Below are 18,859 nucleotides of genomic sequence, written 5' to 3' on the forward strand. Positions count from 1 at the left end.
TTAAACTGCTAATAACTGGTTCGCGCCAGTTATTAATTATTCATTATTAACTATTAATTCGTCCCCAACTTTCCCTTGATGAACGCCACCACCACATCCACCGGCACTTCAGTCTTGTCTGCGTCCCCACGTCCCTTGTATTCCAGCACGCCGTTGTCCATGCCACGCTCGGCGATGACGATGCGATGGGGGATGCCGATCAGTTCGCTGTCAGCCAGTTTTACGCCCAGGCGCTCCTTCTCGCGGTCATCGAAGATCACCTCAATTCCGGCAGCGGTGAGCTCGGCGTAGAGCGTTTCTGCCAGCTCACGCTCCCGGGGGCTTTTCTTGATGTTCACCGGAATCAGGGCCACCTGGAACGGGGCAATCGCTTCCGGCCAGATGATGCCCCGGTCGTCGTTGTTCTGTTCAATGGCGGCGGCCACCACGCGGGTCACGCCGATGCCGTAACAGCCCATGGGCATCACCACGGACTTGCCATTTTCATCCAGCACGGTGGCGCCCAGTGCTTCGGAGTACTTGGTGCCGAGCTGGAAGATATGCCCCACCTCGATGCCGCGTTTGATGCTCAGGGTGCCGGTGCCATCGGGGCTGGGATCACCGTTGACCACATTACGCAGGTCGGCGATTTGTGGCAGGGCCACGTCCCGTTCCCAGTTGATGTTGAAGTGGTGTTTGCCATCTTCATTGGCGCCGGCACCGAAGTCGCTCATCACAGCCACGCTGCGATCCGCAATCACGGTGATCGGCAGGCCCACCGGGCCCAGTGAACCGGGGCCTGCGCCCACGGCGTTGCGAATGGCGTCTTCGCTGGCGAACTCCAGTGGCGTGGCTACGGCCTCCAGCTTCTCGGCCTTGATGTCGTTCAGCTCGTGGTCGCCGCGTACCAGCAGGGCTACCAGTTGGCCCTCTTCGGCACCTTTCACGACCAGTGTCTTGATGGTCTTCTCGATGGGCAGATCGAACTGGGCCACCAGTTCCTCAATGGTTCTGGCATTGGGGGTATCCACCGTTTCCATGGCGGCGCCGGGCGCCGGGCGCTCGATGGCAGGGGCCAGCGCCTCTGCCAGTTCCACATTGGCGGCGTAGTCGGAGCCATCGGAAAAGGCGATATCATCCTCACCGGACTCGGCCAGCACATGGAATTCATGGCTGGCGGCGCCGCCGATGGCGCCGGTATCGGCTTCCACCGGGCGATAATCCAGGCCCAGCCGATCAAAGATGGCGCAGTAGGCCCGGTGCATGATCTGGTAGGTGTCTGCCAGGGAATCCATGTTGGTATGGAAGGAATAGGCATCCTTCATGATGAATTCCCGCGAGCGCATGATGCCGAAACGTGGGCGAATTTCGTCACGGAACTTGGTCTGAATCTGGTAGAAGTTGGCCGGCAACTGTTTGTAGCTGTGCAGCTCGTTACGGACCATGTCGGTGATCACTTCTTCGTGGGTCGGTCCCAGGCAGAAAGGGTTGTTGTGGCGGTCGGTAATGCGCAGCAGCTCCGGGCCATAGGCCGGCGCCCGGCCGGATTCTTCCCACAGTTCCATGGGCTGCACCACCGGCATCAACACTTCCTGCGCGCCGGCCCGGTCCATTTCCTCACGGATTACCTGCTCCACCTTGCGCAGCACCCGCAACCCGGATGGCAGCCAGGTATAAAGGCCGGAGGCCAGTTTGCGGACCATGCCGGCACGCAGCATCAGCTGGTGGCTGGTCACAACGGCGTCCGCCGGGGTTTCTTTAACGGTAGCAAGCAAATACTGGGAGGTGCGCATAGGGGCTCTTCGGCTGATGTGACAGGAAAGGGCTGATTCTAGGGATAAAGGGGGTGTGACTCCAGCCTTGGCTTTTTCGGCCTCTGTTGTCTAGAATCAGCTTCAGAATAAAGTATCAGAGTTAATCACAAGAATTCCGGGGAACGGGGGAAGTAATGGACCATCTTTTCAAGTGGGCGTCAGGATGCGCCCTGGGTATGGCATTGTGCGCCGGAGCCCAAGCAGAGCTTATCGATTCTGTCCGGGCTGGGGACAATGCCTACCTCATCTCTGAGACCCATCTCTATGTTTATGACTCGGTCTCCGAAACGACGGATTCCCTGGCGCTGGAGATGGCCCCTGTTGCCGTGGATGCTGCCGCAGATGGTGTATTTGTGGCGTATCCGTCCAAGGTGGAAAAGCGTGGCTTTGATGGCAGTCTCTTGAGTGATGCCAGTGGTCTGATTCAGCGGACCCTTGTCCAGACTACGGATATCCTGGTTCATGACACCACCCTTTATGCCGCCTTTAACGATGGTGACTCTATCTACCAGCTCAGCACCAGCGATCTTGGTGCTGTAGGTGCTGAGGCATACTTGACTCTCCAGGAGCCATTGAAGCGGCTGGTGGCCTACCCTGCAAATGGTACAGGCCCGCTGGAGGCGCTTTACAGCCCTGCCGGCAGTGATCTTACGCGATTGAGCTTCCCGGTTGTTTTTGATGCCGAAGACATTGCTCAGTCTGCGCGTTTCGCCATTCCACCTGGCCAGCAGCTGGAAGTGCCGGAAAATATTTTCTTCCTGGAAGGCGCTACCGGAGACGCCATCCTGATGGACAATGGTTCGCTGTGGTCCCTGGGTGGTACTTACCATGGCTGGATTGCCGGGCGGGAATTTCACTTCCTGGATCAGGCAGAGGATGACAACTGGTCGCTGGTTCGTGACAAGGTGATCGCCTGTGAGCCTGAGGAATTGCGTACTTGGGGGTCTGATCTGATTCATTACGATCATTCTCTGCGGTTTGACAGCCGAGAAAAGGCCGGTACCCCCGAGGTTCTTTTTGACGTGGTGCATGTGTGGGGGGCGGGCGCGAATCCGGGCAGTCACCTGTTCCGGGAAAGTGCGCCCGGGACCTTGCAGGCAAGCGTCTCTGCGCGGGCTGATGGCCAGGACTACGACGATGGCAAGGTGCCCTTTTCTGTGTCTGCTGGCGCCGGGTTGTCGGGATATCAATTGCAGCAGGGAGTGAAGAGTCGCCATGTTGCCCTGAATGACGACCATACCCTTGCTTATGTGCTGCATCAGGGTAATGCAACCTGCCAGTCCATGGTCAGGGTCTACAACCTGGAAACGAACACCTGGCAGAGCACGATCCCGCTTCGTTGGCGGGCGGATGCGTTGGCGGTGGTCGGTGGTGCCAACCCGGATACCAGCGACGATCAGTTGGCGGTGGTGTATGAAGTGGCCTATGACAGATACGGACGCAGTGATCCGCTGGCCACCTTCATTGATCTCAATGCCGGTGTGCAGGAAGAAGATGCCAGTCTGGATTTTGCCGATTACGGTTCGTCCCACCACGCGTTGAGTACGGTGGAAGCCAGTCGTCATGCCGTGTTGTTTCAGTTGGAGGTAGCGTCGCAGTCAGATTACAGTGTAATTACTGGATACGGTCCAGGCGGCGGTTTAGACACCTATATTCACACAGACAGTCAATCAGGCCAATGGAGTGAGATCGACGGCTGGGATTCCCGGGCGGTATTGGGAGAAGCTGCAGGGCTGGCTTTGAAGGCAGGGGATGATCTGAGTCTGCTCAACTTTACCGAAGATGGCACATCCTTCACTTTCGGTGCGGTCTACGACAACGGGGTGCTGGACGAGACGGTAGATTCGATTGAAGCGCCGCTGATCGCTTCAAAAGACCAGACCCTGTTTGCTCTTAACTTGCCGGAAGAGAGTGCTGTCCTGTTCGATAAGAATGGCCCAGCTTATGATGAGGGCAAGCCGCAGGATTTCCTGCCAGCTTTGCTGGGGGCGGTGACCTGGTCTGAAACGACACAGGGCTCGGCGGGTTACTATGCCCTCTACAACCTCAGTGGCGGAGATAATGAGGGCACCACAGCCTCTGTTCTGCAGCGTTGGTTGCTGACGTTGGGTAGTGATGGCCACGCTACGTTTTCACCTGCTGGTCAAGGTGGCCTGGCGGGACTGCCGGTGCGTTCTGACATTGTTGATACGGCAAGCGATGATTTGCTGTTAACCACGGTATACCAGGGGCAGTACCGCTTTACTCCGGTAAGCAGTGATTTGTCGGATGCACCCAATTTTGAAGGTTCTTCAGATCCTTCCGCTGGTGGAGGGGACTCTTCTGGCGGGGATGGTGGAACCAGCGGCCCTGTTTCAGGAAGTGGTTTCAGTAGCGGAGGCGGCGGTAGTCTTGGCTTGTTATCCGGGCTGCTCGGCGTGCTCTACTTCCGCTCACGGAAGCGACGGAATTAACAGTCAGCTATACAGGGCCCCGGACGGGGCCCTTTTTTGTCAGGAGGCAGCATGTTGAATGCCGATGAGGTCCAGGCGGTAATCTACGAAGGATTGCCTGCGGCCTCGGAAGAAGGGTTGCGGATTGAGGAAGTGGGGGCGCGGCGGGCGCGGGTGCGTTCGCCGTTCCGGCCGTCGACCTTGCGCCCAGGTGGCAGTATCTCCGGGCCGACCATGATGGGGCTGGCGGATGCAGCCATGTACGCGGCGATCCTGGGGGAACTGGGGCGCGTGGAAATGGCGGTGACACAGAACCTGAATATCAATTTCCTGTCACGCCCGGCCCCGGCGGACCTGATTGCCGAGGCGGTGATTCTGCGGTTGGGCCGTCGCGCCGCGGTGCTGGAGGTGCAGCTGTTCAGTGAGGGCAACGATGAAATGGTTGCCCATGTCACCGGGACCTATGCGCTGCCCCGTTGAACTGCAAGCTGCAAAAACGGGATAGGGTAACGGGGAAGTCTTACCCAGTTTCCCTTTTCAACTTTGAACTTTCAACTGAGTTTCGCGGGCAGGGCGGTCACTGTGTGGCACTGCCCCAATCCGCGTTGCAGCTTGATGCTTGTAGCTTGCCGCTTTCCTTCACCTCAACTCTTTTTCCCAGATCAGATCGATGCTGTTCGACTCACTGCTGGAGCGGGCCTCAAGGTGCAGGCTGCGGGTCAGGGTGTAGCGCAGGATGACGGTGGAAATGGCGTCGAACAGGCCCACCGCGTAGGTCAGATACAGCCGTTCGGAGAGTTGTTTGCCGAGCATCAGTGCCGCGTCGTCGCTTTCCCAGTCGCTACCCACGCTGATGTCATCCACGCCGAGTTTGTCGCCGATCTTTTCGGTGACGCCGCTGCCTCTTTCCAGCCCGTATAGCGCCAGTGCCTGGGCAATCTGGTTGCCCTCGCTCTTGGAGCCACTTTCCAGTGGGCGGCCGGTGAGCAGGTAGGACATGGCCTGGCTTTGTTCCATGCTGGGGTCGGAAAACAGAGATGCACTGGGTTCTTGCAGGGTGCCACTCAACTGCACACCCACCACTACGCCTTCGCTGGGGATTTTTCGGATGGCGCGAATATCCAGGCCGGGGTTGTCCGGTGGCCCCTGGAAAATCAGCTGGCCGTCGCTGATGGCCAGGTTCTGGCCGTAGGCCCGGTAGCGGCCTTCGCGAATCACCAGCTCGCCATTGAGTTGCGGTGGCCGCTGGGGTTTCTGCTCAATCTGCAGGGTGCCGCCGAGCATGGCGTCAAGCCCGAAACCCTTGAAGTGAACCTTGTCGCCTAGTGTCAGGGTGACATCCATGCCCAGTGGCAGCTGACTGGGGCTGTCTCCTTCCTGATGCACCATCACCTGATCGTTGCTGACGGTGATGGCGCCTTCCGGAATTTCCACAGGCCGGATTTCGGCTTCCGGGATGGCCAGGGAGCCGGTCAGGTTCAGTCCTTCCAGGTTGCCCGCCAGGGTCAGATCCGGCGTTAGCAGGATGCGGGCATCGGGCCGGTCAGCGACAAGCAGGCGTTCGCCGCCAAGTGCCAGCTGCAGGGGGATGTTTTTCTCGCTGGGATCCACTGTGCCGTTCAGATTCAGAGTGCCCGTGCCCATCTGAGCGGAGCCGGTGATGTCCAGTTTGCCTTGGGGGTTGCCCTGAATGGCCACCTGCAAGTCGGCAATATCGATCCCGAGAAAAGGAATCAGCGCTTGCCCGTTCTGCAGCTTGATGGCGCCGCTCATGATGGGCTGACGGACCGTGCCGGCCAGGGAAAAGTCGCCGTGAATACGGCCCTGGACTTCGCGCAGGTCGGCGGTGAATAGTTCCACAAAGGCCAGGCTGCTCAGAGTGAAATCCACGTCACCTTGCAGCGACGAGTCCAGTGCCAGGCCATGTTCGAGTTGCGCGTGAGCATTGCCCAGCGCGGTGGTCAGGGTCAGGTTGCTGCTGAGTCGTTGATCGGCGAGCGTGCCTTGCACGGTGAGCGCTTCGATCTCCACCGGGGGAGGGGCATCTGCCGTGTTAACGGTGATCTTGGCGTCCCGGGTTTGCAGGGAGAACTGGCCATCGGGCTTGCCCAGCGGGCCGCGCAGGGTGATGTCGGCATTCACGGCGCCCTCCAGGCTGAGGGTGGGGCCGAGCAGGCTATTGGCCAGGGCCAGCGGCAGGTCGGCCAGATGTACCTCTGCGTTCACGTTGTCCTGGCCGTTGGAGGTATGGCTGCCCTGCAGGCACAGTTGGCTGGGAGCCTGTACCAGACAAAATGGAGCAAGTGATTGCGATTGGGCAGAGACACGCAAGCTGCTGTCCGTGTCCTGTTGCCACTGCCCCAGGCGAGTGTGTTGCAGCCGGGTGCCGGAGAGGGTGCCTTGCCATGCGGTGGCCGCCGGGTCGATGCCGCCATGCAAGCGGGTTTCCAGGCTCACCTCAGCGCGGCTCGCTTCAGCCTTGAGCTGATGCTGGTCCCAGCTGCCGTTGACGGTGACGGCGAGGGTGCTGACCTGTTCGGTGTTGCCTTGTTTGAGCTGACTACCGGTCAGGCTTAGCGCCATGTCACCCCGGTGCGAGGTTTGTGGCAGGCGCAGTTGTGAGAACCGGCTTTGCGCCTGCGCGATCTGCCAGTCCTGCCAGCCCAGGGTATTGCCGGTGAGTTGGCCGCTGAGTGCCGGGTCGCTATAGGTGCCCTGCAGCTGAATCTGGCCAGCCAGATTCCCGCTCAGCCCCGGGTATAATTGCTGCAGGCGTGCCAGTGTCAGGTTGCTGCGTAGTTGCCACTGTGGCCACACTTGGCCGCTGGCCTGAAGCTGGTTGTCTCCCCAGCTGCCCTGGGTGTTCAGCTGCAATTGTTGTTTGCCATCGGGCGTCTGGCTTTGCAGGGTGCTGGTGAATGACAGTGCCTGCTGGCGTACCTTGCCGCGCAGTGTGAGTTCGCTGGGTGACAGGGTCCAGCGATCGCCTTGCCATTGCCCCTTACTGTGGCCGTCGATCGCCAGTTGGCCGGGGAAGAGCGGGTGTAGCAGGGCGGTGTTGAGATCGCCACTGAGGTCCAGATCCCAGCTTAATGGGCTGAACATCACTTGGCCGTTGCTGGCCAGTGTCTGGTCGCCGTCCTGTACGGTGAATTCATGCAGGGTAATACCGCCGGGAATGAGCGCGCTGTCCACGGTGATGGCTACATTGCGCTCACCGCTGGACAAGCCGGTGTGGCCGCTCAGGCGCAGTGCGTCGAGCGGGCCGCTTGTGTCCAGTTCGCCTTTGCCTAGCGACAAAGGCTGCGGCAAGGCAAGCGGCAAGGCCTGGGCTGGCCAGCGGTGGTGTAGGGCGATTTGCCATTGTTCATCCTTGAGCAGCCACTGCCCCTGACTTTGCATTTCCACCGGGCCGGTAAGCTGATGGTGCAGCTGGAGCTGGCTCAGTGGGCCCGCCAGGGTGAGTTGGCCGCTGGCCTGTTGTGCCTGCAGGGTATCGGTGTCGGGCAGTGGCAGCTGCCAGCTAGCGGTGCCTTGCACATCGAAGGGGGCGGTCAATTTGCCCTGGGCGGTGGCCTGCACCCTGGCATCGGCCAGGGTGTGAGTGTGCAGGCGGGCGATCTGGAAGCGTCGCCAGGCCGCGAGGCTGTCTGCTTCCAGCTTGCTGACCAGTACCGTGTCGTTCAGCTGAAAGGCATCCATAGTTAACCGGTCGATACGTATCCCGAAGGGCAGTGCCAGGCTCTCTGGCAGGGCCGCCGGTTGCGGCTCGGTGTTGTCTCCGGGCGCAAGCGTAATGTGCAGGGTGCCAAGGGACAGGCGCTCCAGTTCCAGCCAGCCACTGAGCAGGGCTCGTGGCACCATGTCGGCGCTGACCTGGTCCAGGGTCACGGTGAGCCCCTGATAGCGATAGTCGATGTCATTGAGGGTGATGCCGCTGAGCAGGCTGCCGTGCCACTCGCCCAGGCTGAGTTCGCCGGGGATAAAGGGGGAGGCTTTTTCCAGTAGCCAGCGGTTGCCGGTGGCGGTGCCCAGCAGCAGCGTCAGGCCCAGCAGACAGGCCAGCAACAGGCTGAGTAATACCAGCAAGCTGCGGGCCAGGACGGAGCGCAGGGCAAAGCCGTTTTGAGGTTCGCGCCCGATCACAGGTCCGGCCCCATGCTCAGGTGCAGGCGCCAGTCGCGGTGCTCGTCCACCGCCCGGGCAATGTCCAGGCGAATCGGCCCCAGTGGCGAGCGCCAGCGGATGCCGATGCCGGCACTGTGGCGCGGCTCGAAGGCATCGAAATCGTTGAAGGCGTTGCCGGCATCGGTGAAAGCTGCCAAGTGCCATTTCTCGGTGAGCGGGTGATCGTATTCCAGACTGCCGGTGGCCAGGTGACGCCCGCCGATGACTTCGCCGTTGCTGTCTTCCGGGCCCAGGGATTCATAGGCGAAACCGCGCACGCTGGAATCGCCACCGGCGAAGAAGCGGATGGAGGCTGGCAGTTCGGTCACATCATTGACCTCGGTGTAACCCAGATCGGTGCGCATCAAAACGCGCCCGCCCAGCAAGGGAAAGAGAATCTTGCCACCGCTGGTGAGTTGCAAGAAGGAGGCCGTGGATGACAGGTTCTGATCCGCGAACCGTACGGCGGTGTTCAGGCGCCACCCGAAGGTGGGGTAGACCGGGTCGTCGGCCTTGACGCGACTTAACTGGAAACCGGGAATCAGCAGTTCGGCCTGATCCACCTGGTCGGCGATCTGGTAGGTCTCACGCAGGAATTCCAGGGAGGTGGTGGCCACCCAGCGATTTTCCAGTTCGACGATATAATCCGCCCCGGTGCTCCAGCGCTCGTTTTCATTACTGTCGGTGTTTTCGTTGACGAAGCTGGTGTGCAGATCGAGCCGTTCATGGAGTGGGTCCTTCAGCGGGATCTGGTAACTGGCCCCGGCCCCTTGCTGCACTTCGGACAACTCGGTCTCCGCCCGGAAGCGGTGGCCGGCCTTGTTGACCCGGCGATTCTCTACCCCCAGCCGGACCCGTGGCCCGGTATCGGTGCTGATGCCGACACCGGTGAGCAGCGACCAGCGGTTGTTGTCCGTCAGTGCGATGCTAACGGGAATCCGGCGGGTGGTGTCGTTAGGTTCGCCTTTTTGTACCCGCACGGCGCTGAAGTAGCCGGCACCAAGAAATGATTGCTGGGTTTCCAGCATGCGGCCGCTGTCGTAGGGCTCGCCTTCCTGGAAGCTGACATAGGCGTTAATCAATGAAGAATTGAGTACGCTGCCGCTAACGGTGACTTCACCGAAGTGATAGCGCGGGCCGCTGTCCACATGCAGCGTAATGCTGGCCCGGTGGGCTTTTGTGTCCACCTTGAGGGTGTGGGTGGTCAGCTCGCCGTGGACGTAACCGCGACTGATGAGGTGCTGTTGCAAGCTCTTTTTCAGGTTGCTGTAGCGGTCATGTTGCAGCCGCTGACCGGTGGCCAGCTGCGCCTGCTCCACCAATCTGGTGAACGCCGGGTCCTGGGCCGCATCGCCGGTGATTTCCACTTGCACGTGTTTGAGTATCACTGGTGGGCCGGTGTTCACGTCCAGGGTCACGCTGACGCAGTCGCTGTTTTCATCGGCGGACAGGGAAAGCTGGCTGTCGTAGTAGCCCATGGCCTGCAGGGCATCGGTACTGTTGGCAATGATTTGCCGGCGGATCAGGCCGTACTGGGCCCTGGGGGGCCGGCAGGGATAGCGAGACAGGTCTACCAGCGCCCGAATGTTGTTGGCCACCGCCTCGCTGGCGTTGCCGGTGATGTGCAGGTTTGGCGTGTCTTTGGCGAACGCAAGGGCGGGAAACAGCATCAGCAGCATCAGGATGAACGTCTTGCTCTGCCGATTGTGGTATCGATGGTGCGCCAAGCTCTGCATCCCTGTTTACGTCAGCCCACAGTGTAAGCCAAGGGCGGGGGGAACGAGAACCTTAACTGCCTGGCGGGTCAGCCTTGTGGTGCGGGTTTTCTCGCTGGTTGTCACGTGAATAGTCGCTGGCACTGGGCCGTTTTTTCAGCCGGCGTTGCAGGGTGCGGCGGTGAATGCCGAGGGCGTCTGCAGCCCGTGAGATATTGCCGCCGTGGGCGTCGAGGGTGCGCTGGATGTGTTCCCATTCCAGCCGCTGCAGTGAGGGTGGGCTGTCTGGCAGGGGCAGCGCCTGGCTGGCCGGGTCGGCATCCAGTGCCTGCAGGATGTCGTTGGCGCCAGCGGGCTTGGTCAGATAATTGTGGGCGCCACGGTGGGTGGCGGCGACGGCAGCCGCAATGCTGCCGTAGCCGGTCAACAGGATCACCCGGCAAAGGGGGAAGTGCTGGCGGATCGGCTCAATCAGGTCGAGGCCATTATCGTTGCCCAGGTTCTGGTCCAGAATCGCGCCGTCCAGCGGGGTGTCTTGGGCGGTGAGTTGCGCGATCAGCTGCAATGCCTGCTCGCGATCATGGGCCACATGGACTTGGGCGCCATGGCGGCTCAGCGCCCGGGCGGTTTGTTCAGCGAGCAAGTCGTCGTCTTCTACCAGCAACAGCTGACGGCTGAGAGAGGCGTTGTTCATGATGCGGCTCCCGGGCTGTCTGTTTGCGGCCAGTGAATCCGCGCCTGGGTCCAGCTGTGGCCAAAGTCCATTTCCAGCTCGGCACCGATTTGCGCCAGGCTGGAGTGCACCAGCGTGAGCCCCATGCCCAGCCCTTCGCGCTCTGAATCCGGGTGGGCCGGGCCATCATCACTGAGCTGGAGCCGATAGAGGGGTGCATGGTCGCTGACGGTGATGGCCAGTCGCGTGGCGCCGGCGTCCATGGCGTTGTAGCCCAGATTGCACAGTACCCGGAACCAGCCCTGACTGTCGGCCACTTGAGGGTCCGCTTCCAGCGTGTGTGTCACGCTGAGGGTGGGTGCCAGATGACGCAGATGCTGTTGTAACTGCTGGATCAGGACGCTGAGAGGCAGACCGGATTCCAGCTGGGTGGCTGTGCCTTGTTTCAGGCGGCTGGCCACGTTGCGGGCCAGGTGGTCCATTTGCTCGACTTCCGGACGCAGGGAATCGGGCATTTCAGGGGCGTGGAGAAGATTGTCTGCCAGCATCACCAGGGTGCCCAGCGGGGTATTCAGTTCATGGGCCTGGTCCGCCAGGGTCGCGGCTACCTGATACATGTGCTCACGGCGCCCGGCCAGATCCAGTGCCTGTTCCTGTTGTCGTTGTTGTTGTCGCATCAGTCGCTGGATGACCTGTCCGAGCAGGCTGAGCATGACCAGAAGAGCAATGAAGACAGCGGCCATGCCGGCACTGTGCAGGCCACTGAGCTGGTGGCTGAGGGCGTGTAGCGGGCTGTTCATGGCGGGCATCTGATACCAGCTCAGCGACACCATGTAGCCGCCCAGTGCCAGCAGGGCGACCAACAGTCCCCCTGTCATGGGCAGAGTCAGCGAGGCCATCAGGGCGGGGACCAGTAAATAGAATGAAAGCGGATTGCCGGCACCACCAAAGCCCTGGATCAGGCCGGCAAACAGCACCACGTCCATGGCCAGTTCCAGCGTCAATAATTGGCTGTGGCGGCGACCGTGTACCTTGCGGGTGACCAGGGTGACCAGGTTGGGCAGCAACAACGCGCCCAGCCAGCCCAGTTCGGCCAACTGATAGCCGGTATGGCCGAGCCGTTGCAGCACGATCAGGGCCAGGGTGATGGCGAGTACCAGCAGGCTGCGCAACCAGATCAGTCGCAGGCGCCAGTTCAATAAGGGAGGGCGGTTATCCATGGCGGCTATTGTAACGGTAAATCGGCGCGGGGAGGTGTGGCAGTTTGCCCGGGTGGGGGCGAGTTGAAAGTTCAAAGTGTAAAGTTGAAAAGCGCGTCATAGCGCCGTGCCATTCCATGGCTCAGCACCCGCACACAGTACCGCAGCGCGAAGGAACGCTTTTCAGCGTCGGCACGAAGTTATCATCGCGTTTGAACTTTACACTTTGAACTTTCTACTGCTCTTCAAGGCCGCAGCAGTCGCCCTTCGTATAGCTCGCCGGCAAAGGCGGGCAGTTTGGGATGGCGGTGCTGGCGGGCGGTCTCGGCCTGAAAACCCGCACGCTGGAAAATACGAGCGGTATCGCGGGTGAGCTGACAACCGCAAGCCAGCGGTTTCCACGCGGGATTCAGGGTTTTTTGCAGGCGTTGAATCCAGGGGCGTTCGCTCAATACATGCTCCAGTGACAGCAGTGTGCCGCCGGGCTTGAGGACGCGAAAGGCCTCTTTCGCCGCTTGATCCGGGTCCGGAATGGTGCAGAACACCAGGCAGGCAATCACCGTGTCAAAATGCTGATCGGGATAGGGGAGCTGTTGGGCATCGCCTTCTTGCAGATGAAATCGTTCGGGCGAATCGCACTGTTGGGCACTGTCACGGGCCAATGAGAGCAGGCCGCCGGCTGGCTCAATGCCATGAATTTCGGTGGCGGTATGGCTGTAGAAAGGGAAGTTGGCGCCGGTGCCGACGCCCAGCTCCAATACCCGGCCGCTGGCCTGGGCCAGCAGACGTTGCCGGTCCCGGTAGACCGGGCGGGTGGCCCAATCCAGTAATACCGGGAACAGCTTGTCTTCGTAAAAGGACATGCGTTGCCTGTTAGTTACGCTCGGGCAGGATGTATTTGTCCGGGTTGTTCAGCATATCCATGCTCAGCGGGTCGCTGATAATGCTGGTCAGGTTCCGGTCGGTCTTTTTGCTGTACTTGCGACGCAGTTTCTCGAACTTGCGGAAGCTGCGGAAGTTGAGCGCATACAGGCGCACTTCCTGCAGGCGCTTGTAGGAGTACATGACGTCCAGCGCATCCATGGAATATTCCGGACGAATTTTCATGGCTTTTTCCAGGTAGCTGATCGCTTCGTTCAGGTCACGCTTGCGGTTCATGTAGATCAGTGCGTTGGCGTATTCGTAATTGACGATGGGAATATCCGGAGCCAGCGTCAGGGCGTCGGCAAAGGATTCTTCCACCGTGGTGGTGCGCGCGCCATAGGTCATGCGGCCGGTGAACTTGCCCACCCGGCGCATGATGCCGGCGTCCACGCCGGCGCGGAAAGCATGTGCCAGCGGTTGGTCGGGCATGATCTCAACCACTTCCTCAGCGCTGTTCTTGATCTTGCCGATATAGCGCCGGGCGACCACCACGGGCACCGGGGATTCTTCCGCGATGCGGGCAATGGCGTAGGCGTAACCGAGTTTCACCGAGGCAACAATGGGGGCCACGGCAGGATCGTCGGCCGCTTCTTCCATGTCATCAAAGTACTCTTGCGCCTGGTTGGCTACGTCCTGGAGCATCATGTATTTGGTGCTCTGGCGATCGGCCAGGTAGATGGCGTACATCAGCTGGGAAAACAGGGCAGGGATCTTGCCGATGGGACCAAGCTTGAGGCCTTCTTCGCGGGCTTCCTGGAAGTCACCGGCAAAGAACTTGCGCCATACCTGCAGGCTGCGGGCCTCCAGCACCTGATAATCGCCGTTCCAGCCCTCGATGTCTTCTTTCATGAAGGGGTACTTTTCGAACTGTTCCTTCATGTAGGCGGCGGACGGGTAGGGCACCTTCAGGCCGCGCATCAGGTATTCCCATTTGTCGCGGATCTGTTTGTCGGTATAGGTGAAGTAGCTTTTCTTGTAGGGCACTTCATTCCATTTTTCGACAAAGATGCGTTCATCCACCGGGATTTCCTGCATTTGCAGTTCTTCCGGGGTGACTTCATCCATCTCGTCGTCGGCCTCGTCATCGCGGGCCGCATGGACTTGCAAGCTGATAGCGCAAAGCGCGATCAGGCACAGAGAGCGCCAGAACGGTACAGAATATGCTGCCATGATGTTTACAGCTCTTGTTGTTGTTGTGTGTTGTAGGCGAACAGGTTCGCCGGGCCCCGATAGCCCTTGGTTGTGGCCTAACAATGCCACGCAGGCGGGAAGTGAACAAGTTCTGCTCAGTATGAGTTTGTCAGCAGGAGTGTATCGTTAATGTGCCTGCCCGGTTTGGCGGGCAGGCGAGGGAGCAGGGGAGCGGATCAGGCGTTGGCGCCAGCGTCGCGCAGGGCTTGCGCGTAATCCTTGCCTTTCGGGTGCTGGGCAATCAGGTCCAGCAGGGTGCGGCCTTGTGGGTCACGGGCATTCAGATCCCGGTTCTGGTCCTTGAAGAACGTCAGAAAGCGGGCGAAATCCTCGGCGCGCAGGGCGCGATACGCTTTTTCCAGCAGGTGGAAGTCCCCGTTTACGCCCTCCTCGGGAGGGAAGTCGAGAAATACTGCGATCTGTTCATCGGTCATCGGCTCGCCGATCACCTTCTGCTTGTCTTTACGTTCAGCCATGGGGGTCTCCTCCGTATGCGGCGGCATTATAGAGGCTTGCGGCCTTTGGGGGCCAGTGCAGGGCAAACAAGTCGGGGTGGCGCGATGAAATGGGCGGGGAGAGGGGGAGAGCCCACCGGGCGCCAGGCACCCGGTGGTGGAGCATGAATCAGGCGGTCATATCTTTCAGTTTCTTCAGCGGACGAACCTTGACCATGGTGCGGGCAGGCTTGGCAGCGAAGGTGGTGGCTTCCCCGGTGAACGGGTTGATGCCCTTGCGCGCTTTGGTGGCGGGCTTCTTCTGGGTCACGATTTTCAGCAGGCCCGGCAGGGTGAATTGGCCGGCGCCACGCTTTTTCAGGTGACCTTCCATGATATCGCCAAGCTCGTCGAAAACCGCGTTGACGTCTTTCTTGGTCAGGCCGGTGGTTTCGCTGATCTGGTTAATGATCTGGGTTTTGTTCATCGGTTCGGTGATGGTTTTCACCTTGCGAGCCGCTGTAGCGCTGGAAGCTTTAGCAGCTGTCTTTTTCTTTGCAGCCATGGATTGCTTACCCCTTTTTGGTGTCTTCCTGATGTTGTATTGGTTCCGCAATGGTACGGATAACCGGCGGTGCTTCCTTGTCAGGTCTGCCCCTGGACTGCACAACACAGAGGGCGCCTGATAGGGTTCGCATCTTTTATATGCCATGGATTTTCAGGGCACAAGGCGTAGAGACACTATTTTTCAAGGTATTTTGTGAAATTAGGTAGGCATGTGGCCCGTTTGGCAGTGAATCGCCGTCTGGCATGGCTCGTGGACGGTTGAATCGCTATACTGTGGCGCCTTTTTCAGTGGTCCGGCGTCGGGGCAGGCTTCAGTCAGCCTGGGGTCGCCTTCAATAAGCCGGACGGCGTAATCAGAACACAAGCGGACGTTAAGCATGCGAAGCCATTATTGCGGTGATTTGCGAGCCTCCCACGACGGAGAAACAGTAGAGCTTTGCGGTTGGGTCAGTCGCCGCCGTGACCACGGTGGGGTGATCTTCCTCGACCTGCGCGATCGTAATGGTCTGGTGCAGGTGGTGTTCGACCCGGATACCGTTGAAGCCTTTGCCTTGGCCGATAAAGTACGCAGCGAGTACGTGGTCCGCCTGAGCGGCCGGGTACGCATGCGTGACGAAGCGGTGCGTAACAGCAAGATGTCCACCGGCGACATCGAAGTGCTGGGCAAGGAACTGACCATCCTCAATGAGGCCGAGACGCCGCCGTTTGAGCTGGATGCCCACTCTGCTGCCGGTGAAGAGGTGCGCCTCAAGTACCGCTACATGGACCTGCGCCGCCCGGAAGTGCTGCGCAACTTCCAGTTTCGTTCGCGCCTGACCCACGTGGTCCGTGCCTTCCTGGAAGGCGAGGGTTTCATGGACGTGGAAACCCCGATCCTGACCCGGGCGACCCCGGAAGGTGCCCGTGACTATCTGGTGCCCAGCCGGACCCATCCGGGCAGCTTCTTTGCGCTGCCGCAGTCTCCGCAGCTGTTCAAGCAGCTGCTGATGGTGGCGGGCTTCGATCGTTACTACCAGATTGCCAAGTGTTTCCGTGACGAAGATCTTCGTGCGGACCGTCAGCCCGAATTTACCCAGATTGACTTGGAAGCTTCCTTTGTAGAGGAAGAAGACATCATGGGGATTACCGAGCGGATGGTGCGTTCGGTGTTTAAAGAATTGCTCGATGTGGAGCTGCCGGATTTCCCGCGCATGCCGTTCTCCGAAGCCATGCAGCGTTTTGGTTCCGACAAGCCGGACCTGCGTATTCCGCTGGAGCTGATCGACATCGCCGATCTGCTGGCTGGAGTGGACTTCAAGGTTTTCTCCGGCCCGGCCAACGATCCGAAAGGCCGTGTGGCGGCCATGCGTGTACCGGGCGGTTGCTCCTTGTCGCGCAAGGATATCGACGGCTACACCAAGTTCGTCAGCATCTATGGCGCCAAGGGTCTGGCCTATATCAAGGTCAACGACCTGGCCGCTGGCGCAGAAGGCCTGCAGTCACCGATCCTGAAATTCCTCACTGAGGATGCGATCAAAGGCATCCTTGAGCGCACCGGCGCCGAGACCGGCGACCTGATCTTCTTCGGTGCCGACAAGGCCAAGATCGTCAACGAGGCTTTGGGCGCCCTGCGCGTTAAAGTCGGCCACGACCTGAACCTGGTCGAAGGCGAGTGGGCACCGTTGTGGGTAGTGGACTTCCCCATGTTCGAGGAAGACGAAGGGCAGTACCACGCCCTGCATCACCCCTTCACCATGCCCAGCTGTAGCGCGGAAGAGCTCAAGAGCAACCCGGCAGAAGCGCTGTCGCGGGCCTATGACATGGTGCTTAACGGCACCGAGCTGGGTGGCGGTTCCATCCGTATCCACAACCCGGCCATGCAGCGCACCGTGTTTGAAGCCCTGGGTATTTCCGATGAAGAAGCCGATGAAAAGTTCGGCTTCCTGCTCGATGGTCTGAAGTACGGTGCACCGCCCCACGGTGGTCTGGCGTTCGGCCTGGATCGCATGGTCATGCTGATGACCGGCTGTGAGTCGATCCGTGACGTGATTGCTTTCCCGAAGACCCAGACCGCAGCGTGCACCATGACCAACGCGCCGTCACCGGTGGACAACAAGCAGCTGCGTGAAGTGGGCGTACAGGTACGAAAAGAAGAAGGTTGATATACAGAGACGCAGGCATGCACCACGCAGCACGCTTCACGCAAAAGCGTGCCGCAAATGTGTTGCGTGACGCGTGCTGCGTGCTGGCGGAGGTAACATGGCAGGACATAGTAAGTGGGCCAACATCAAGCACCGCAAGGCGGCCCAGGATGCCAAACGCGGCAAGATTTTTACCAAGTTGATTCGCGAGCTTACCGTGGCCGCGAAGATGGGTGGCGGCGAACCCAACGATAATCCGCGTCTGCGGGCGGCTATCGACAAGGCGCTGGGCCAGAACATGACCCGCGACACCATCGATCGGGCCGTGAAGCGTGGTGCCGGCGGTGATGACGACGGCAACATGGATGAAATCACCTATGAAGGCTACGGCAAGGGTGGCGTGGCGGTCCTGGTAGAAACCATGACCGATAACGTGAACCGCACCGTGGCCGAAGTGCGCCATGCCTTTTCCAAGTTTGCCGGTAATCTGGGTACCAGCGGTTCTGTGGCCTTCCTGTTCACCAAGCGTGGCGAAATTTTCTTTGAGTCCGGTGTAGACGAAGAAAAGTTGATGGAAGTGGCCCTGGAAGCCGGCGCAGAAGATGTGGAAGAAGTCGGAGACGACGGCTTTGTGGTCACCACCACACCGGACAAGAGTTTCGGTGAAGTGGTTGATGCCCTGCGTGAAGCGGGGCTGGAATTCGCCGAAGCGGAAGTCACCATGCACCCGTCCACGGAAGCGGAAATGGATGCCGATACCGCGGAAACCGTGCAGAAGATGATCGACATGCTGGAAGATCTGGATGACGTGCAGAACGTCTATACCAACGCCAGCTGGCCGGCGCCGGAAGACGAGTCGCAATAAGCGTCCAGCGTCTCGCTGCGAAACAAACAAAAGCCCCGGATAGCTCGGGGCTTTTTGTTATCTGGCGTTTGCGGGCGGTTTCGTGGGCGTGGTCGTAATCCACCCCGGGTTTTTGGCGTGCCGCATCAGGCGTGTCGCGTGAAGCGTCTCCTTATCAAGCTGGACATCCGGACAGTGGTCAGGTAGAACGGAGGCAATTATCAGGTGCTGGATTGTGGTGCCTGTCTTTCTATTACGGGTCTGTGGAATATGGCGCTTATTCTGGGTATTGATCCCGGCTCGCGACGCACCGGTTACGGCGTGGTGGATGTGGTGGGAAACCGTTCCCGCGCGGTGGCTTTCGGTACTATCGCCACTACCCACAAGGAGATTCCGCCGCGCCTGGGGGAAATATTCGCGGGCATTGATCAGGTGGTGAAAGAGTTTGGCCCGGCGGAAGTCAGTATCGAAAAAGTCTTTATGGCGCGCAATGCGGATTCCGCCCTGAAACTGGGGCAGGCCCGGGGAGCGGCCATTGCTGCGGTCATGCAGGCCCATGTTCCGGTGTTTGAATATTCCGCTCGCCAGGTGAAGCAGGCGGTGGTTGGCAAAGGTGGGGCGGAAAAGAATCAGGTGGGGGAAATGGTGAAGTACCTGTTAAAGCTGGAACAGCGCCCCCAGGAAGATGCTGCCGATGCGCTGGCTATCGCCCTTTGTCACGCCCATATGCGTGTTTCTCTGGCCAGGATGGGCGGCGCCACGGCTGTCAGGCGAGGGCGGCTTCGTTAAGCGCTCTTCAG

Annotated in this window: 14 protein-coding genes; 5 read left to right on the forward strand and 9 right to left on the reverse strand. The window is 59.9% G+C overall.

Annotated features, from left to right (window positions below; translation table 11 throughout):
* Positions 1–53: 53 nt before the first annotated feature.
* Entirely contained in the window at positions 54–1,772 is a 1,719-nt protein-coding gene (locus ADG881_RS15625; protein WP_007149306.1) for a proline--tRNA ligase, read from the reverse strand.
* Positions 1,773–1,927: 155 nt separating this feature from the next.
* Between ADG881_RS15625 and ADG881_RS15630 the strand changes: the two genes are divergently transcribed.
* The gene (locus ADG881_RS15630) at positions 1,928–4,246 is read left to right on the forward strand and encodes a hypothetical protein (protein WP_007150899.1); all 2,319 of its coding nucleotides are present in this window, start codon (positions 1,928–1,930) and stop codon (positions 4,244–4,246) included.
* Between the two features lie 51 nt (positions 4,247–4,297).
* Positions 4,298–4,705: a PaaI family thioesterase gene (locus ADG881_RS15635; protein ID WP_007149834.1), complete on the forward strand. Its 408-nt coding sequence runs from the start codon at positions 4,298–4,300 to the stop codon at positions 4,703–4,705.
* A 159-nt stretch (positions 4,706–4,864) separates the two neighbouring features.
* Here the strand turns inward: ADG881_RS15635 and ADG881_RS15640 are convergent, their stop codons facing one another.
* From ADG881_RS15640 to ADG881_RS15675, 8 genes are all read right to left on the reverse strand, one after another.
* Positions 4,865–8,371: a translocation/assembly module TamB domain-containing protein gene (locus ADG881_RS15640; protein WP_007151312.1), complete on the reverse strand. Its 3,507-nt coding sequence runs from the start codon at positions 8,369–8,371 to the stop codon at positions 4,865–4,867.
* Positions 8,368–10,128, reverse strand: coding sequence for an autotransporter assembly complex family protein (locus tag ADG881_RS15645; RefSeq protein WP_156790437.1), 1,761 nt, complete (start codon positions 10,126–10,128; stop codon positions 8,368–8,370). The genes ADG881_RS15640 and ADG881_RS15645 overlap by 4 nt, the downstream gene beginning before the upstream one ends.
* A gap of 52 nt (positions 10,129–10,180) precedes the next feature.
* Positions 10,181–10,801 (reverse strand): response regulator transcription factor, encoded by a 621-nt coding sequence (locus tag ADG881_RS15650; RefSeq protein WP_007148649.1) that lies wholly within the window; start codon positions 10,799–10,801, stop codon positions 10,181–10,183.
* On the reverse strand, positions 10,798–12,000 hold the full coding sequence (locus tag ADG881_RS15655; RefSeq protein ID WP_007151359.1) for a HAMP domain-containing sensor histidine kinase: 1,203 nt from the start codon (positions 11,998–12,000) through the stop codon (positions 10,798–10,800). Before ADG881_RS15655 ends, ADG881_RS15650 begins: the two co-directional genes overlap by 4 nt.
* A 224-nt stretch (positions 12,001–12,224) precedes the next feature.
* Entirely contained in the window at positions 12,225–12,842 is a 618-nt protein-coding gene (locus ADG881_RS15660) for a class I SAM-dependent methyltransferase (protein ID WP_007150953.1), read from the reverse strand.
* A gap of 10 nt (positions 12,843–12,852) precedes the next feature.
* Positions 12,853–14,073, reverse strand: coding sequence for a hypothetical protein (locus ADG881_RS15665; RefSeq protein ID WP_007149385.1), 1,221 nt, complete (start codon positions 14,071–14,073; stop codon positions 12,853–12,855).
* A gap of 197 nt (positions 14,074–14,270) precedes the next feature.
* A complete protein-coding gene (locus ADG881_RS15670) occupies positions 14,271–14,570 on the reverse strand; it encodes a PA4642 family protein (RefSeq protein WP_007151203.1) in 300 nt (99 codons plus the stop codon).
* A gap of 148 nt (positions 14,571–14,718) precedes the next feature.
* Complete coding sequence (locus tag ADG881_RS15675) at positions 14,719–15,093, reverse strand: HU family DNA-binding protein (protein WP_007150746.1); 375 nt, start codon at positions 15,091–15,093, stop codon at positions 14,719–14,721.
* A 379-nt stretch (positions 15,094–15,472) separates the two neighbouring features.
* On the opposite strand from ADG881_RS15675, the gene aspS reads away from it, so the two are divergent.
* From aspS to ruvC, 3 genes are all read left to right on the forward strand, one after another.
* The gene (aspS, locus tag ADG881_RS15680; RefSeq protein WP_007150352.1) at positions 15,473–17,236 is read left to right on the forward strand and encodes an aspartate--tRNA ligase; all 1,764 of its coding nucleotides are present in this window, start codon (positions 15,473–15,475) and stop codon (positions 17,234–17,236) included.
* Between the two features lie 97 nt (positions 17,237–17,333).
* Entirely contained in the window at positions 17,334–18,080 is a 747-nt protein-coding gene (locus ADG881_RS15685; RefSeq protein ID WP_007149807.1) for a YebC/PmpR family DNA-binding transcriptional regulator, read from the forward strand.
* 249 nt (positions 18,081–18,329) lie between these two features.
* Positions 18,330–18,848, forward strand: a complete 519-nt coding sequence (gene ruvC / locus ADG881_RS15690; protein WP_039926962.1) for a crossover junction endodeoxyribonuclease RuvC — start codon at positions 18,330–18,332, stop codon at positions 18,846–18,848.
* The last annotated feature ends 11 nt before the right edge of the window (positions 18,849–18,859 follow it).

The sequence above is a fragment of the Alcanivorax sp. DG881 genome, from assembly GCF_000155615.1.
Classification (GTDB): Bacteria; Pseudomonadota; Gammaproteobacteria; order Pseudomonadales; family Alcanivoracaceae; genus Alcanivorax.

Bases quoted from the DNA above. Each gene is read 5' to 3' on its own strand.
- ADG881_RS15625 (WP_007149306.1), bottom strand. From the start codon at position 1,772: ATGCGCACCTCCCAGTATTTGCTTGCTACCGTTAAAGAAACCCCGGCG.
- ADG881_RS15650 (WP_007148649.1), bottom strand. From the start codon at position 10,801: ATGAACAACGCCTCTCTCAGCCGTCAGCTGTTGCTGGTAGAAGACGAC.
- ADG881_RS15670 (WP_007151203.1), bottom strand. From the start codon at position 14,570: ATGGCTGAACGTAAAGACAAGCAGAAGGTGATCGGCGAGCCGATGACC.
- ADG881_RS15635 (WP_007149834.1), top strand. From the start codon at position 4,298: ATGTTGAATGCCGATGAGGTCCAGGCGGTAATCTACGAAGGATTGCCT.
- ADG881_RS15665 (WP_007149385.1), bottom strand. From the start codon at position 14,073: ATGGCAGCATATTCTGTACCGTTCTGGCGCTCTCTGTGCCTGATCGCG.
- ADG881_RS15675 (WP_007150746.1), bottom strand. From the start codon at position 15,093: ATGGCTGCAAAGAAAAAGACAGCTGCTAAAGCTTCCAGCGCTACAGCG.
- ADG881_RS15655 (WP_007151359.1), bottom strand. From the start codon at position 12,000: ATGGATAACCGCCCTCCCTTATTGAACTGGCGCCTGCGACTGATCTGG.
- ADG881_RS15630 (WP_007150899.1), top strand. From the start codon at position 1,928: ATGGACCATCTTTTCAAGTGGGCGTCAGGATGCGCCCTGGGTATGGCA.
- ADG881_RS15660 (WP_007150953.1), bottom strand. From the start codon at position 12,842: ATGTCCTTTTACGAAGACAAGCTGTTCCCGGTATTACTGGATTGGGCC.
- ADG881_RS15645 (WP_156790437.1), bottom strand. From the start codon at position 10,128: ATGCAGAGCTTGGCGCACCATCGATACCACAATCGGCAGAGCAAGACG.
- aspS (WP_007150352.1), top strand. From the start codon at position 15,473: ATGCGAAGCCATTATTGCGGTGATTTGCGAGCCTCCCACGACGGAGAA.
- ruvC (WP_039926962.1), top strand. From the start codon at position 18,330: ATGGCGCTTATTCTGGGTATTGATCCCGGCTCGCGACGCACCGGTTAC.
- ADG881_RS15685 (WP_007149807.1), top strand. From the start codon at position 17,334: ATGGCAGGACATAGTAAGTGGGCCAACATCAAGCACCGCAAGGCGGCC.